This is a genomic window from Thermococcus sp. PK (assembly GCF_000430485.1).
Classification (GTDB): Archaea; Methanobacteriota_B; Thermococci; order Thermococcales; family Thermococcaceae; genus Thermococcus_A; species Thermococcus_A bergensis.
The window spans coordinates 91,890-106,453 of the sequence record NZ_KE387151.1 but is presented as its reverse complement, the minus strand read 5'-3'; the positions used below and the strand labels follow the sequence as shown (position 1 = coordinate 106,453).

The following is a 14,564-nucleotide window of genomic DNA, read 5'->3' as shown; positions in this document are numbered from 1 at the left end:
CGTGTCTTGTTCTTTTGATTCTTGGTGATTCGGGTTTCATTGTGAACCCCTTAATGTATGGTCTGCATTATTGCTTAAATGCTTTTCGCTTTCCTGTTTGAGGGCTGTTGGGTAGTTTACTGCATCCCCGCCCTAAAGGGCGAGGCTTTCAGAAGAAAAAGTAATAATTCCGCCACTTTCGGCAGCACTCTTCTACTCTAGAAGAAAAGACCCCATTTTTGGATTGATATTGGGTTATGTTGCAGCATCAGCAGGTTTTACTGCAAATATATTTATCGCAGGAACTGACGTGCTGCTTGCGGGAATCACAGATGCGGCTGTAAAAATAGTAGACCCGAACTATAATGTATATCCAACCGCAAACTACTATTTCATGGTAGCTTCAACCATTATACTCACCATAGTCGGGACAGTATTTACTGTTAAATACGCAATGCCAAGATTTGCCAGATGGGATGAGGAGTACGAGCACGCTCAGGTTCCACCCGAATACTTAACCCCACTTACAGATAAAGATATGAAAGCACTAAAGAAAGCAATTTTGGCCGCAGGTGGATACTTCCTTTTAATGTTCCTGTTGACCATAATTCCAAACGGCCCACTAAGGGACCCTGTTAAGAATACAATCGTGCCTTCCACATTCCTTAGGGGCATAGTTCCAATACTGTTCCTGTTTTTCGTAATTGGAGGATATGTCTATGGAAAAAGCGTTGGAACAGTTAAGAGGCCCTCCGACATGCTCAACTATATGGTAGAAAGCATGAAGACCATGGCTTCATACATTGTGATAGTATTCCCCATAGCAAACTTCATTTACACCTTTACATACACAAACATGGCATCAATCCTTGCAATAAAGCTCGCGAACTTCCTTAAGTCCGCTGGATTCACTGGAATTGGCCTCTTTATCGCAATAATATTCGTCTCCACATTCATTAACTTATTTATTACAAGCGGTTCCAGCAAGTGGGCTTTCCTGGCCCCAGTTATTGTACCCATGATGTACTACCTAGGCTACAGCCCTGAGTGGGCCCAGCTGCTCTACAGGATTGGTGACTCAAGCACTAACGCAGTTACTCCACTAATGTCATACTTCCCGGTTATACTCGGCTATGCAAGCGTATACAAGAAGGATGTAGGCATTGGTACAATAATTTCAAGAACTGTCTTGTACTCCATGGTGTTCCTAGTAACGTGGATAGTGATGGCAATAGTCTGGTACCTTTTAGGGCTCCCATTGGGACCAGGAGCACCAATTAGACTTTGATTTTTCTACTTTTTTGTCTTTGTTTATAAACCTCTTAGGAGGATGGGGGTATGGAAGACAAGATTATAGAACTTGCCAAACAATTGGAGTCTTGTGTTGTTGAGAAGAGAAGGGATTTTCACATGCATCCCGAAGTCAGGTTTGAAGAAGTCAGGACTTCTCAGATTGTGGAGGAGGAGCTCAAAAAGCTTGGTTACGAAGTCGTCAGAACTGCTGGTACTGGTGTTATTGGAATTTTGAGAGGGAGCAAAGAAGGTAAAACGGTTGCCTTAAGGGCGGATATGGATGCCCTGCCGATTCAAGAGGAGAATGACGTTCCATACAAGTCAAAGATTCCTGGAAAGATGCACGCTTGCGGTCACGATGCTCACACGGCAATGCTTCTCGGAGCGGCAAAAATACTGGCTGAAATTAAAGACCAGCTTGAGGGAACTGTGAAACTAATCTTCCAGCCCGGAGAAGAGGGCGGAGCAGGTGCCAAGAAGATAGTAGAAGAAGGACACCTGGATGACGTCGATGCCATTTTTGGAATCCACGTATGGGCCCAATTGCCATCTGGGGTAATTGCCACAAGGAAAGGGCCAATCATGGCTTCTTCCGACGGATACGTAATAAAGATTAAAGGAAAAGGTGGTCATGCGGCCTCTCCGCATCTTGCAAATGATCCAACAAACCCCGCGGCCGATATCTACAACGCACTCCAGAAAATAGTGTCTAGAAATGTTGACCCCTTCTCGCCCGTAGTCATAACTACACCAATCATTGAAGCAAGTCATGGGTATAATGTTATTCCGGATGTAGTAGAGATAAAGGGCACCCTCAGAACCTTTGATATGGACTTAAGAAACAAAATAATGGCCAGAATAGAGAAAATCGTGAAACATTATTCAGAAGCTTGGGACTGTGAAGGGACTGTTGAGCTATTTAGAACTCCTTATCCACCAACAGTAAACGACCCGGAACTTGCTGAATTCGCTATGAAAATTGCTCAAACCTTAGGGCCGGTTGTAGAGGCTGAACCCACTATGGGGGCTGAGGATTTTGCCTTCTACTTACAAAAAGTGCCAGGAGCATTTGTCTTTTTGGGAATTAGAAATGAAGAAAAGGGCATAGTATATCCCCACCACCATCCAAAATTTGACGTTGACGAAAGTGTACTCTGGAAAGGGACTGCACTGTATTCTTTACTGGCGTATAAATACCTCAAGGACAACATAGCAGTATAGAATTTAGGATAGCTTTTCTACTTCCCTTTTTTGAAAAGCTCTGATTTTTAGACGTGGAGAAACCAGTTTGATAGACGGGTTTATGGGGGTTTGCTATGTATGCATTACAAAACTCATTTTCAAAAACCGGGGCGTGTTTATAGTAACCTTTATTAGGGTTTTTGCTGAATTCTTTCAGGTGGTTGTCGTGATCCCCAGATGGGATCACAGACTCAAAGACCCTGAAAGCGTGGCATTCGCAATTCTTGACGTTTTAGCAGACTTCGAATCAGAAGGAAAGCTGAAGAACCTGCCAAAATCCAAAAAATTTCCAGTAAAAACAATACTGGCAATACTCCTCTTTAAACAATACTACAACCTACCCCTCAGAGACGCCCAGCACTACGGCAGAAAATTCTTCGGAGCAAACATTCACTACTCAACCCTCCACAACTGGGAGAAAAAGCTGAACCTCGAAGAACTGACAAACCACCTCCTGAAAAAACTCCAGAAATTACCCTACGCCAGCACTCAAGCAGACTCAACCATTATCACAAATAAAAAAAGGGCAGGATAGAAGTTCAGGCAATAACGAGAATCCTGCCGGGTTTACTGTATCCGGTTGCTGTGAAGATCACAACTTCTGAGAACGAGCTGATTGAACTCCTGCCGGAGGGTTCTGGGAATTTTTATGCTGATGGGGCTTATGATTCAAAGAAAGTTCTGAACACTGTGGTGGAAAAGGGTTATCGGCCGATTGTTAAGAAAACTAAGAACGCTCCAGGTGGTTTTGGTAGTAAGAAGAGAGACAGAGTGTTTTCTGAAGAAGAGTACAGGCATAGGAATCCTCATGAGGGGTTCTGGGGTGCGTTTACAACGTGGTTTGGCAGTAGGATCCCCTGTTTTCTGAAAAAGACTACTGTAACCCGAATCCTGCTTGGGGTAATGTGTTATGGTCTGAAAATCCTCCTCAGAGTCAAATACTGTTTAAATAACAGGGGGTGAAACTAAACACGCCCTCAAAAACCGTAAGATTTATAAATGCAATCGAGCCCAATAAACTCCGAGGGCCCGTAGCCTAGCAGGATAGGGCGCCGGCCTTCTAAGCCGGAGGTCCCGGGTTCGAATCCCGGCGGGCCCGCCATAAATTCTTGAAGAACTCTTTTGAATCGCAATTCTCCTTGAGTTAAAATCTATGGCAATGATGACCACTAAGGTCTCCCCGGCTGACCATGATGAGCTGGACCCGTGCCTGAGCCTTTTCTTATTAGTTTATTGCGGCAAGTAGGTTTTTGTGTATAGCATATAGAGAATTTTTGTTGTCCGATATTCGGTGCTATAACGAAAAACTTATTAGATTTGAAAGTAATAATTATACAAATAGACAATGGTGGTGTTTATTATGCCTGAGTGTCCTTATTGTGGTAAGTGGTTTAAGACCAATAAGGGGCTTCAGCAGCATATCTCTAAAAGCCATTCTATAAAAACACCTTTTGGAGGAAGAATGATAGATCCCACAACAATTGATCCGATTGGAAAGATGGAAAGAAGAGCTGAAAGAGCCAAGAAACGGAAAAAGAAGGGCTTCTCTTTGTGGTGAAAGTTTATGGTATTTAGTAGAAACAACGAAAATGGAGCGGTTTTGATTTAGTTTTAACTTTTGGTGATGTGAGATGGGACTCAAAGATTTTCTTAAAAAAGCTGGTGAGGTCACAAAGAAAACCATGGACAGAGCAGCAAAAGAAGCAAAATACAGAACGAAGGCTTTGGAAATAAAGATGGAAATAGCTGAGGCCGAAAGAGCATTTCAAAGAGAAATGAAAAGGAAGGCATTTGAGGCTAAGAAAGAAATTTTGTCTCAACTTAAGATGAAGCAACTTGAAGCAATTTGCGTTGCAAAGGGGATCCCTACTTATCGTACGGCTGTTGTGAACGGAGAAAAGAAGAGATACAAAATCCGAAATAAGGAAGAGCTTGTTGATATCATGGCTTCTCACATGACTCTCGAAGAAGTTTCTGAAGTTGCTAAGAGGTACAAGATAAAGTCTAGACACATCATTTATCAGTTTAATAAGTGGCTTGAAGAGGCAAATGAGGCTCTTATGGCTTTGAAAAAGCAGAAACAAAAAGAACTTGATGAGTATAAGGCTATGATCTTTGGAGCAGAGAGCGATAACATTAAAACGATAAATCTGGAAGAAGAAACTGAAGAGTCCCTTAAAGCTGAAGAGGAAGAAGAAGCCCTATCTCATGAGGTCGATATTATTGACATTCTCTATGACTTTGAACCTGAAGTAGTTAGGGATGAGGAAGACTTAGAAAAGCAGCTTTATCAATATCTCAGGGCGAGACTTGGAAGCCAAGTTCAAAGACAAGTTTCTGTAGGAGACCAGAAAGTGGACATAGTTATTGGAGACAGGATTGGAATTGAGCTCAAAATAGCTGAAAGTAGGAGCAAGCTCCAGCGATTAGTCGGACAAGTTTTAGATTACGTTGACTACTTCGACGAAGTCATTGCAGTAATCTTGGACGTTGGAGCTACTGTTGACTTGGAGAGTTACGTTAAGAAACTGAGAGCACTTGGGGCGGAAGTCGTAGTGCTGGAAGGGGACATTAGGAGAAAGGGTAGGTCCAGGGAAATCGTAATCAAAGATGCCAAAAGAAAGATCATAATAAGATAAGTTATCTTGTGTTTTGGCTTTCACGTAGGTTCGCAAAAGACTCAGAAGAGTACAGAAGGTGGTAACTCATGCCGGTTGTCGATCTCTCAATAGTAAGTCCTAGGGTTCTTTATGTATTTAAACAGAGTGCGAACAGATCAAATAGAAAAGGAATTACGTTGAGGTGATGTGATACCATGAAAGAAAATGAGTTTAGAGCCCTTATGATATTCTTGTTAAATTACGGGAATATTGTAGTCGAGCTATCTAGACTTCTCAATACAAGATTCATAACAAAAGAAGACTTTGAAAAGCCTATAGGAAGAGCTCTAAAGGACATATTTTATTATCATAATTCTGGAGTGTATTCGTTTAGAGATTATGAGCTTGCGAGATTAACAATGCTCGTGAAACATTTGCAGCATATTGAACGTTATGATCCTACGCTATTGCAAAAGTTTAGAGAGAAAATAAACACGAGTGACAGTGATTACTATGGATTCAGGTTTGAAGTTGCTGTAGCAAGCTCTTTGATTAGAAAAGGCCTACAATTCACTACTCCTGATCCTCCGGACTTCAAAGTAGTATATAATCAGGAGGAAATATTTATTGAATGCACAAGCAGACACATTTCTCCAGACAAGGATCTAAACATCATACAGGAAATAAAAAGAGCTGTTAACAGAAAATCAAAAAGAAGATACGATGTTCCAAGATGTGCTTTGTTTATAGACATAACAAATTTGTACTATCTCGCTCATTTGAAAAATCAAACTGATCAGTTAAAGTTAATTAGAAAATCAATTAAGGAGCTTTTGGAAAAAGAGAGCAACTTTGGAAGTGTTCTCTTGTTTGTATACCTTGTGAACAAGGCTAAGAGTAGATTTGAGCTTAACTACATTAGGATAGACAACAAAAAGATAGATCGGGTGCTGAAGGACTTTTTGGATAAGTTTTATCCTACAGGAAAATACGAAGTCTTTGATTTTGTAATTCCTGAGCGTGGATAAGTTATAAAAGGTTTTTTTACAAGAATTACTACCTGTTTATTTTCTATTTCTTATTTGTTTTTTCTCAAAATACCTGTTAAAATCAAAATAATTTTTCGCATGTAAACACACATTCTCAGCCCAATTACACCATTCTCTAAATTTAGGATGAAAAAATAACCCTCCACGCATTTTATACTTAACAGTAACTATAACCTCTATTTCAATCCATTTTTCTAATTTTTTAAATTCCTCCCTTTCTACAATCTTTTCTGCGCAGATAATTTTATCCTCTCCCAAAACTACAGCTTGGGGAGTATATCCCATTAGTTGTAAGAGTAGAGTAGCCGCCGAACCAATTCCAACGACCATTGCGGTGATTGAAAGAAAATTTAGTGGAGTGAACCATTTACCTTTAATTATAATTTCGCTCTCTGCAGGGTGGCTTTCTTTTTGTCTTTTTCTAATTATCTTCACATTACGTGGTAAAAGAGCATTAAAAAAGCTCTTAGACTCCCGACCACTTTTAATAGCCTTTACAAAGATGTTATCTTTGAACGTTTCATCCAGGGTAAAAAAGGAAAGGGGTTCCGGAGAAGGAATTGGATACGAGAGTATGTGGAAATCTCCAGGGCTTATTTCTGTAGATGAGATTTTAGGTAAATAATTTATAAAAATCCATTCGATGAGGTCTCGGAGGACTGGATCGTCTAATTTGGGAATAAGTTTGTTTTTACTTTGAAGTTCTTGTTTGAATATTTCCCATACCACAGCAGCGCTAAATGCTGGATCATAGTCTGTCAGGCCAAACCTACCCGAATTCTTGTCTACTAAAAGTCTCATGGGGAAAGTCTCGATAATTACTTCATCCTAAATAATATTTAGTAAGATACAATGCTGGTACGAATATCAACAACATTGAGAGGATAATTCTAAGCGAGATAGATTGGGCAACAGACTCAATAACAGCACTTGAAAGAATATTTATCCCAATAGCCATGAAAACAGCACTTATCATTATCTGTAAAATTATGTGGCGCCTTTCGATTAGATCGGGATGTGAGCTTTTTTCTCCCATCGTGTTCCTCCTAGAGGTATTTATATTTTAAAAAAACCATGATAATCATGGCGCAAAGGTCTATATTATTATTTTCCTTGTAGTACAAGTATATAGCAAGTTTTAGAGAGCTTTTTCACTAGCCGTTAATCTAATTCTCCCTTCTTTGTCCAACCTCGCATGAAATTTCGCTAGTGGTTCCACTATTCGTTCTTGATTCTCTGTCACTTTTGTCCCTCCGGTTGGGTTTGTCTTTCTATGTGGTTGACTTCTAAGAGTTTTTCAAAGACAGGTGTAGATCTCTTCTCTTTTGGTACTAAACGTAGGATTCCAGTTGCTGTTATATGATCTTTGGTTGATACTGTGTCTACTAGGTCATCTAGTAGGATTGCTTTTATTTTTCTTCGTTTGTCTGAGAGGTCTTGTATCCAAATTTCTTGAAACTCTGAAAATTGGCTTTTGTCAGTGTCAAGTTCAAGATTTCTATTTCCACAGCACTCACATTTCTCGGGTTTTATCATCCTGTGGTATGGCTTTTGAAGCCTGATCATTTCATGGCCACAATCTTTGCATACAAAGATAGTTCTTGGAGAGAATACTCCCGGTTCTCTTACTTTTGCAATGATTCCTTCAACTTGGATGAATTTGTTTTTATGTTCGACCTCTACTTCTCTGATAGAATGTGTTTCAGGCAATCCATAAAATCGGGCATGGATCCTCGGAGGGTTTTTCATAAAGAAGTACTTCTGGAGAATGATTAGAATAGCGTCTTCTGTCGCTAAGATGAGTTCTTCCGGGTAGTCCATGAGCTCGGTAGCAAGTTTCGGGTCAAAGGCACTTAGATGCGCCCAATTTATCTCTATTGATGTCTTTTTGGAGGTTGTTACTGCTTCTATTAGGTTGTCCCGGTATATTTTGTTCCCGTTTTCATCGGAATACTCCATGAGAAATCTTGCAATTCTGTTTATTCTATTTTCTTGAATATCTAGGTTCATGCGGTGGTCTCCCCCTGGTGTTGTCATGCAATGTCCGACGTTCTTATGGGTTTTGGTTTTTAGAGTATATAGGTTTTGCGAAATTTTCTCGCAGAAGGGAATAAAAGCAAGGTAGTTTTGAATGTCGCTTAGGGATTTTGGGTTGGGGAATACAATTCAGAAGTCACAATCTTCAGTAACTTTCTAAACTCAGCTACTCGCTTCCTTAATTCTTTGAGGTCATCAAGATCATCGTTTGTATAAGTTGTTGGAAGTATGATGCTCCAGGAAGGTGGGATGCCCCTTTCTACAACTCTATCTACAATATGCTTTAATATCCCTCTTGATATCCCTCTTGGATGAGCCCAATTTTCAGACAGTTTGCCCCATAATTTAACAAAATCTGATCCCAACTCTTCCATTAGTTTGCTTGTGCTTGTGTATCTCTTCTCGAGAGCCTCCAAGCTTGTACCAAAAAATTCTTGATCTTGGCCCATTTTTTCTGCAAGATAACACTTTGCCATTGTCTCGTGCATTAGTCTAAGCTCCATAAAGCATGCAGGAAGATTTCCAATAAGCAAATCCACGTAAATTCCATAACTTATTGGCATGAGCACGTGCACTGCAAAGAAAGCCATTGGGTGTTTAATTGCCTCTTCTCCAGTTTTGAATTTCTCAATAATTATACGTAGGATATCTATAGCATCATTCCCTAAGCCAATCACTTCTTCGTAAACATCTTTTGCATTTTTATTCAAGAATTTTTCATTTTCTTCCACTTCCTTGCAAATAAACCTTATAAGTTCCTCAGATCCACTAGACACATTTCTTTCGGTCATTGACTCACCTCTCTTTTTCGATAGGAATGAGAGGAAGTCTACTTTTGGGAATTAGGGTTTAATACTTTTTTAATACTTTAACATTATCTCAATTATATTGATCAAGTCTTTTATGCATTCTTCCCATGTTTTTTCTCCTTGTATCCATTTAAGGAAGCTCAGAGAATTCGCTCTAACAGCTTTCATAAACATTTGCCACGAAAATCCACGTGGTTTTAGAATGTCACGCCACCCATGAGCTGTCCAAAGGTAACTAGCAATCCAAGTCCCCTGTCTAATAGTAGCGATAGTTGCTCTGTAATTAGTTTCAAGGTTCTTCTTAAGGTAATCCCTTTCAGAGGTTGGTTCTCTAGGTATTGGAAGGGGAAGCCTCATGCAAATCCCTCCTCCCTTTTGGGACACCCCATTCAATGCCTGCGTTTTCTTTTGGTTGTGTTCTTTTTCTTGATTCCTGTAGAAGTCTTTCTATTCTTTTTGTTTGCCCAATTTCCTAGGGGAATCATTCTGAACTTATTCCCCTTGTCTTTGTGGACATAAGCCGCAAATCCCCCTCTTTTCCTAGCAACTTCCTTTAACCTTCCTTTTTCTTCTTTCGTGATCCAAGCACTTCCGCTTTTTACTTGCACATAAGTTTTCACACCAGACGGAGAACGAGCATATATATCATACGGTCCCCTACTACCTTTGCTCCTCTGTAAGTTGTAAAAGCCATGACTCCTGAGCCAGTCCATAACTTTCTTCTCAGCTATCCGGCCTTTTCGGTACAGATTCACCATATTATCCACCACAATTCAAGATTACACCCTTTCCCTAAATATTCCTTTCCAAAAATAGTATGGAAAATTCGTCAAGTATTTATTGGCCTCTTGGAATATTATGCAACATTTAGTTGATATTATTGTCAAAATTGACTTCTAAGAGTTGTAGTATAAGTGAGACGTGTTTTCAGTTTAATGACGTCTTCACAACAATTGATTTTAGTTGTCTTTGCGAAAATTTTGGTGTGAAAAAGTTCACGACAAACGAAACTTTAATATCTTTTCGAGGAATAATCTTTGAAAAAATTTTGATATGTATTATGAGGTGAGTAAGATGACTCGTCTAATTGAAGAATTTTTTGGAAAAAAAGCCCCTATAACCAGGCAGGACTTGGAGGAATTCCTTAGAACTTCCGAAGAGTCGGTGCGGCTTGAGTTTAAAGAAGTTAAACTTCCCCAAAAAGAGAGTATAAAAAAACAGATTCTCAAGTCTATCGTTGGATTCCTTAATAGTGCCGAAGGCGAGGGTTTGTTAATTGTTGGAGTAAGTGATAGGAAGGAAATCGCGGGAATACCTAAAGATCATTTGAATAAGGAGAAAATTAGGAATTGGATTAGAGATGGTATAAGTTCAGTTCCACGGGCAGTAACTCCTCCGGAATATGATATTATAGAAGTAGATGTTGGAGAGGGTAAATATGTTTATTTAATTGAAGCCTGCAGAAGAGATGATGTCGTATATTTTTCTAGGGAGTCTGGATGTGCCTATGTCAGGATAGGGGACTCAACAAACAGGCTAGACTTAAACGAGAGCCTAGAATTAGTTGCAAAAAAGTCCCTAGCAAAACCATATGTTGTCTTTAAATGCAAAATTACAAGGGATCCAAGCTCTCCAACCATTAACCTTGCTTTTGAGCCAATTTTTAGAAACATCGGTTCAAAACCTGCCTTTTATGTAACGGCTATTATTGATATAACTGGAAAAGGAATATTAGACTCTCAGGCAGAGGAAAATATTATGAAATTAAAGGATCATGAATTCCAGGTTAGTGCAGGATTTATTCCGCTTTCAATTCCAGTGTATCCAATAGATGAGGTTAAGAAGGACGCTCGTATAATCCTTACAGTGGATCCAGTTATGTCAAGGAAGATTAAAATTGAAGTCAAATGTTACGAAATGGAGGTTATGTCTCAGGCTTATTATGAAATAGAGCTGACACCTGACATGGAGGGCAAAATAATTAAAATTGAACCAACAAAAAAAAGAATTCAGACCTTATACGACACTTGGTCACTAAAGTAATTAAGGTATGGTGGTGATACGAATGGACAAGATGGTTTGGATAACTTTTTTCCACACTCTTCTTTCTGGTGCTATTGTAGCTTTAATTGGGGTGTGGATTCAAGAGTGGTATTCTCAAAAACGGGTTCGTAGACGTCTGATAAGGATGTTAAAGATTGAATTGGATCGCAATATAAGACGGATAGATACGAACCTTCGATATCTTTATCACTTACCCGAAGAGTGAAGTTTTCGGAGAAAATAACTCTGTACAGAAATAAAAAGAAAAGTCAGGGGAAGTTTATGGGGGCTATAAAGCCCATTAAGTTCATTCGGAAGTCTCTTGAACTGTATAATTGAAGTATCTTGCCCAGTTCTTTCCTGGGAACTCCACTCCACCTGCCCAAGCAGTCTCTTCACCTAAATACAAATACCTTACACCAACTGCATCTACATCGAATCCGTCTGCATTGTTGCTGTGGAGTGATTTATCAGTGCTGTCTACCAGCTTGATTTTCTCAACGTACATTATATAGTCTGGGATCTCGATATAGCTGTATTCGTTTTTGTTACTTGCAGTTCCTGCATATACCCAATCACTGCCTCCTAAAGGCCAAACGTAAACATCTGCTTTTTCTTCTGGATAGTTTGGTCTTCCATAAGTAATTTCCCTTATCGCAATATCTGCCCCAGGGCCATTGTAAACTGGATATCCAAATCCAAGCTCAATCCAGCCGTCTCCCCGTGACTCGTTTACAAATCCCAGTGAATAGAAACTATCATCTGGATCTCCAAGGGTTGTACTTGGGTCCATTCTTGCAGGATCAGTTATAGGATTTCCATCCTTAAGCGTGCCTTGCTTGTAGTCAATAACCTCTGTTGCCCATTGCCATGAAGATCCGTCACCTATTAGGTTCATGACCACAGCATGGGCTGCAATGTATAGTATTTCTCCTCCATCCAATGGCAGAGTGTAAGTATACTCAGTTGTCCCAAACGTGTGGGACTCATTCTTGTAAGTGAAGTGCCCAGGTATTGGATTGCCGTTTCTGGTTTGTGGAATATCACCCAAATTAGTCGCTACTTCCAAGTGTGTCTCAACCAGATACCATCCTGATTCGGTTATGGTGTATTTCACATGAAGATTTTCTCCGTCGTTCCACACAAGTACTTCGCCCACAAGCGTATGTTGACCTGCATATAGTGGGAATCTCTCAGGGGTAGCGGCTTCTACTGAAACCCTGGGACTAATTGCTAATAGCATCAACAAACTCAAAAAAACAGAAAATAAGACTTTCTCTTTCATAATTCATTACCTCCAAATATCCTAATATGTCATTGCATGTTGAAGTATATAAAGGCACAGGTTTTTAATTTTCAACGTTTTCTTGTAAAAATTGTGTTATATGCAAAGACATTACAAAATAATGAAAAATGCTGCTATGGTCAAATCAAGTAGTAAAGAAATACCCAGAAAATATTCAAGACCTTCCTCAAAAGTTGAGCAATTTACATTTCATTAAAGCATCTTTCACGATTTTGAACGTTAAAAACTTTAAATGCCCTTTAAAAGCTCTGCCAACAGTTCCACCAGCTTATCCGCGCTTTCTCTCAGCTCGTCGCTCATCTCCACAAAAAGTCCGGTCTGTTTCGGCTGGGCCCCTATGAGAATGAACTTCGCATTTGTCTGCTCCTTTAGGTAGCTAACCAGAAGCTTCAGGGGCATTTTGTGGGTTGAGAAAGCCTCCCCAAGTGTTCCCTCTGGATCGGCTAAAACTATCTCGCCCGGCTTTCCTTCAAAATGCACCGCGTCTATAAAAACCACATGAGAGGGATTTTCCCTTATTATCTTCCCAACATAGCTCTCGGGCATTTCGCCGCAGTTCAGAAACACTACCTTGGGGTTTGAGACCTTTTCCTTCAGCTTCTCCACGACGTAAACTCCAAAGGCATCGTCTCCCCTGATGTCGTTCCCGATGCCACACACAACAACCTTCGTTGCCCCTTCAAGAAACTCCTCCATAGCTATCACCAAAAATTGAGATTAAAGGGAATCTGCAACTTCTTCGATCTTCCTGGCAAATTCTGTCTTCAACAGCTCTTCCACGTTGCCTATCTTTTCATCGAGGTCTCTGTAGAGCGGGACGCCGGCAAGGTAGGGCACACCGAACTCTTTGGCGAGGTTTTCGATCTCCTTTTCTTCATCGAGCTTCATGTTCTCCACTATGCCGATTACCTTCAGGTTCTGTTCCTTCAGAAGCTCAAGAAGCTTCATAACAACGTTGACAGCAAGCTTCGAAGGAGTTGCAACAACTAGGAACTCACCCCTCTTGAGGAACCTGAGCACATCCAGGAACTGGTCTCCCATTCCCGGAGGCATGTCAATTATGAGGAAATCAAGCTCATCCCATCTTGTTATGGCCAAGAGCTCTATCAGGGCATCGCTTATCTCCATTCCTCTCAGCGGGGTCGGCTTATCCTCAGAGTAATACACTATGCTCATGAACTTGATTCCGTGCACTTCTGGAGGAACAACACCCTTGTCTTCCTCCGGAAACTCCTTGGGCTCAAAGCCGAGAATTACGTGGTCACTTGCCCCGTGGAAGTCAAGGTCAAGAAGGCCAACTTTATACCCTTTCTTTGCAAGGACTAATGCTAGAGTTGTGGAAACCATTGATTTTCCCACGCCTCCCTTGCCGCTCACTACGGGAATGATTCTCTTTACGTTCTCAAGCCTTGCCTCAACGGCTTTTATCCTTGGGTCGATCACTCCTCATCACCCTCTACCTTTATTGCCGCGAGGTAAACTCCCCTGCCTTTTGTGACCTCGAAGTCCCTGCTACCGCATTTCGGGCAGGCGAGGAAAGCATGGACTACTTCAGGAATGAAATGAATGTCTTCCCTTATTCTCTCGTCAAAGCCGTCCTTGACTTCTTTAAGCTTCCATTCGTTTCCGCAGTTTCTGCACCTGAATTCTGCCTCCTCAATAACGAACTCAACCTCTGCGTCCTCTGCAATGGTTCCCTTCTTTATTTCGTTGATGGCAAACTCGAGTACTTCCGGATTGACATCCTGCAGTTCTCCAAGGATGATCCTCATGCCCAGTACTTTTTCTTTCCCATGCTGCCTTGCAAATTCAATTGCAGTCCTAACTATACCATCAGCGAGCGCCCATTCGTGCATATCCTATCCCCTCTAAAAAGTCTAAACAGGTACTGTTTATAAAGGGTGGCGTTTTAAACAAAAGGTGTTAAACCCTAGTTCCCATTAGATCGTTAGAGTTATAAGCACTTAAGTCTTTTGGTTGATTGGTGGTTGTATTGAGTTTTCAGAGGGAAATCCTGATCATAAAATCCGAAATCTACCCGATAATCAGCAAACACTAACCCGAAAACACTCACAGGGAAATAATCAGCCTCTACGACCTAATAACCTTCGCAATACTAGCACACTTGCACTTTAACGGAGTTTACAAGCACGCTTACAGAGTCCTAATCGAAGAAATGAAGCTAGTTCCCCAAAATCAGGTACAA

At 40.6% G+C, this 14,564-nt stretch carries 18 protein-coding genes, 1 tRNA gene and 1 pseudogene; 10 read left to right on the top strand and 10 right to left on the bottom strand.

Annotated features, from left to right (window positions below; all coding sequences use genetic code 11):
* Positions 1-163 precede the first annotated feature (163 nt).
* The 8 genes from THEPK_RS12360 (at position 164) to THEPK_RS12325 (ending at position 6,142) form a co-directional block, all read left to right on the top strand.
* On the top strand, positions 164-1,267 hold the full coding sequence (locus THEPK_RS12360) for an AbgT family transporter (protein WP_342764018.1): 1,104 nt from the start codon (positions 164-166) through the stop codon (positions 1,265-1,267).
* A 50-nt stretch (positions 1,268-1,317) separates the two neighbouring features.
* On the top strand, positions 1,318-2,493 hold the full coding sequence (cpsA, locus tag THEPK_RS12355; RefSeq protein ID WP_042702718.1) for a carboxypeptidase CpsA: 1,176 nt from the start codon (positions 1,318-1,320) through the stop codon (positions 2,491-2,493).
* Between the two features lie 133 nt (positions 2,494-2,626).
* Positions 2,627-3,049: a hypothetical protein gene (locus tag THEPK_RS12350; RefSeq protein WP_042697770.1), complete on the top strand. Its 423-nt coding sequence runs from the start codon at positions 2,627-2,629 to the stop codon at positions 3,047-3,049.
* Positions 3,050-3,099: 50 nt separating this feature from the next.
* A complete protein-coding gene (locus tag THEPK_RS12345; RefSeq protein ID WP_042702712.1) occupies positions 3,100-3,477 on the top strand; it encodes a hypothetical protein in 378 nt (125 codons plus the stop codon).
* A 62-nt stretch (positions 3,478-3,539) separates the two neighbouring features.
* Positions 3,540-3,616, top strand: a tRNA-Arg gene (locus tag THEPK_RS12340).
* Positions 3,617-3,859: 243 nt separating this feature from the next.
* Positions 3,860-4,072 (top strand): C2H2-type zinc finger protein, encoded by a 213-nt coding sequence (locus THEPK_RS12335; protein WP_198011331.1) that lies wholly within the window; start codon positions 3,860-3,862, stop codon positions 4,070-4,072.
* Between the two features lie 73 nt (positions 4,073-4,145).
* Complete coding sequence (locus THEPK_RS12330; RefSeq protein ID WP_042702706.1) at positions 4,146-5,153, top strand: hypothetical protein; 1,008 nt, start codon at positions 4,146-4,148, stop codon at positions 5,151-5,153.
* 176 nt (positions 5,154-5,329) lie between these two features.
* Entirely contained in the window at positions 5,330-6,142 is an 813-nt protein-coding gene (locus THEPK_RS12325) for a hypothetical protein (RefSeq protein WP_042702702.1), read from the top strand.
* A 36-nt stretch (positions 6,143-6,178) separates the two neighbouring features.
* On the opposite strand, the gene THEPK_RS12320 is transcribed toward THEPK_RS12325, so the two are convergent.
* The 6 genes from THEPK_RS12320 to THEPK_RS12295 all read right to left on the bottom strand — a co-directional run bounded on the left by THEPK_RS12320 (position 6,179) and on the right by THEPK_RS12295 (position 9,767).
* Positions 6,179-6,964 (bottom strand): hypothetical protein, encoded by a 786-nt coding sequence (locus THEPK_RS12320; protein ID WP_042702699.1) that lies wholly within the window; start codon positions 6,962-6,964, stop codon positions 6,179-6,181.
* A gap of 22 nt (positions 6,965-6,986) precedes the next feature.
* Positions 6,987-7,199 carry a hypothetical protein gene (locus tag THEPK_RS12315; protein ID WP_042702696.1) on the bottom strand — a complete coding sequence of 71 codons (213 nt, stop codon included), beginning with the start codon at positions 7,197-7,199 and terminating at the stop codon, positions 6,987-6,989.
* A 203-nt stretch (positions 7,200-7,402) separates the two neighbouring features.
* Complete coding sequence (locus tag THEPK_RS12310) at positions 7,403-8,173, bottom strand: minichromosome maintenance protein MCM (protein ID WP_042702693.1); 771 nt, start codon at positions 8,171-8,173, stop codon at positions 7,403-7,405.
* Between the two features lie 128 nt (positions 8,174-8,301).
* Positions 8,302-8,991, bottom strand: coding sequence for a hypothetical protein (locus THEPK_RS12305; RefSeq protein ID WP_042702691.1), 690 nt, complete (start codon positions 8,989-8,991; stop codon positions 8,302-8,304).
* Between the two features lie 69 nt (positions 8,992-9,060).
* Entirely contained in the window at positions 9,061-9,366 is a 306-nt protein-coding gene (locus THEPK_RS12300) for a hypothetical protein (RefSeq protein ID WP_042702688.1), read from the bottom strand.
* A 32-nt stretch (positions 9,367-9,398) separates the two neighbouring features.
* A complete protein-coding gene (locus THEPK_RS12295) occupies positions 9,399-9,767 on the bottom strand; it encodes a PDDEXK family nuclease (RefSeq protein WP_042702685.1) in 369 nt (122 codons plus the stop codon).
* 316 nt (positions 9,768-10,083) lie between these two features.
* Here THEPK_RS12295 and THEPK_RS12290 point away from each other — a divergent pair, with 316 nt between their 5' ends.
* Positions 10,084-11,052 (top strand): AlbA family DNA-binding domain-containing protein, encoded by a 969-nt coding sequence (locus THEPK_RS12290; protein WP_042702683.1) that lies wholly within the window; start codon positions 10,084-10,086, stop codon positions 11,050-11,052.
* Positions 11,053-11,359: 307 nt separating this feature from the next.
* On the opposite strand, the gene THEPK_RS12280 is transcribed toward THEPK_RS12290, so the two are convergent.
* The 4 genes from THEPK_RS12280 to hypA all read right to left on the bottom strand — a co-directional run bounded on the left by THEPK_RS12280 (position 11,360) and on the right by hypA (position 14,214).
* The gene (locus THEPK_RS12280) at positions 11,360-12,337 is read right to left on the bottom strand and encodes a hypothetical protein (RefSeq protein WP_042702678.1); all 978 of its coding nucleotides are present in this window, start codon (positions 12,335-12,337) and stop codon (positions 11,360-11,362) included.
* 249 nt (positions 12,338-12,586) lie between these two features.
* Positions 12,587-13,054 carry a hydrogenase maturation peptidase HycI gene (gene hycI / locus THEPK_RS12275; RefSeq protein WP_042702676.1) on the bottom strand — a complete coding sequence of 156 codons (468 nt, stop codon included), beginning with the start codon at positions 13,052-13,054 and terminating at the stop codon, positions 12,587-12,589.
* 21 nt (positions 13,055-13,075) lie between these two features.
* Positions 13,076-13,801 (bottom strand): Mrp/NBP35 family ATP-binding protein, encoded by a 726-nt coding sequence (locus THEPK_RS12270; protein WP_042702673.1) that lies wholly within the window; start codon positions 13,799-13,801, stop codon positions 13,076-13,078.
* Positions 13,798-14,214 (bottom strand): hydrogenase nickel incorporation protein HypA, encoded by a 417-nt coding sequence (gene hypA / locus THEPK_RS12265; protein WP_042702670.1) that lies wholly within the window; start codon positions 14,212-14,214, stop codon positions 13,798-13,800. The genes THEPK_RS12270 and hypA overlap by 4 nt, the downstream gene beginning before the upstream one ends.
* A gap of 128 nt (positions 14,215-14,342) precedes the next feature.
* Here hypA and THEPK_RS13300 point away from each other — a divergent pair.
* A pseudogene (locus tag THEPK_RS13300) lies at positions 14,343-14,564 on the top strand (IS982 family transposase); the annotation flags it as partial.

Coding starts and splice junctions, on each gene's coding strand:
- hycI (WP_042702676.1), bottom strand. CDS start 13,054: ATGGAGGAGTTTCTTGAAGGGGCAACGAAGGTTGTTGTGTGTGGCATC.
- THEPK_RS12315 (WP_042702696.1), bottom strand. CDS start 7,199: ATGGGAGAAAAAAGCTCACATCCCGATCTAATCGAAAGGCGCCACATA.
- THEPK_RS12330 (WP_042702706.1), top strand. CDS start 4,146: ATGGGACTCAAAGATTTTCTTAAAAAAGCTGGTGAGGTCACAAAGAAA.
- THEPK_RS12320 (WP_042702699.1), bottom strand. CDS start 6,964: ATGAGACTTTTAGTAGACAAGAATTCGGGTAGGTTTGGCCTGACAGAC.
- hypA (WP_042702670.1), bottom strand. CDS start 14,214: ATGCACGAATGGGCGCTCGCTGATGGTATAGTTAGGACTGCAATTGAA.
- THEPK_RS12295 (WP_042702685.1), bottom strand. CDS start 9,767: ATGGTGAATCTGTACCGAAAAGGCCGGATAGCTGAGAAGAAAGTTATG.
- cpsA (WP_042702718.1), top strand. CDS start 1,318: ATGGAAGACAAGATTATAGAACTTGCCAAACAATTGGAGTCTTGTGTT.
- THEPK_RS12290 (WP_042702683.1), top strand. CDS start 10,084: ATGACTCGTCTAATTGAAGAATTTTTTGGAAAAAAAGCCCCTATAACC.
- THEPK_RS12280 (WP_042702678.1), bottom strand. CDS start 12,337: ATGAAAGAGAAAGTCTTATTTTCTGTTTTTTTGAGTTTGTTGATGCTA.
- THEPK_RS12335 (WP_198011331.1), top strand. CDS start 3,860: ATGGTGGTGTTTATTATGCCTGAGTGTCCTTATTGTGGTAAGTGGTTT.
- THEPK_RS12310 (WP_042702693.1), bottom strand. CDS start 8,173: ATGAACCTAGATATTCAAGAAAATAGAATAAACAGAATTGCAAGATTT.
- THEPK_RS12325 (WP_042702702.1), top strand. CDS start 5,330: ATGAAAGAAAATGAGTTTAGAGCCCTTATGATATTCTTGTTAAATTAC.
- THEPK_RS12300 (WP_042702688.1), bottom strand. CDS start 9,366: ATGAGGCTTCCCCTTCCAATACCTAGAGAACCAACCTCTGAAAGGGAT.
- THEPK_RS12305 (WP_042702691.1), bottom strand. CDS start 8,991: ATGACCGAAAGAAATGTGTCTAGTGGATCTGAGGAACTTATAAGGTTT.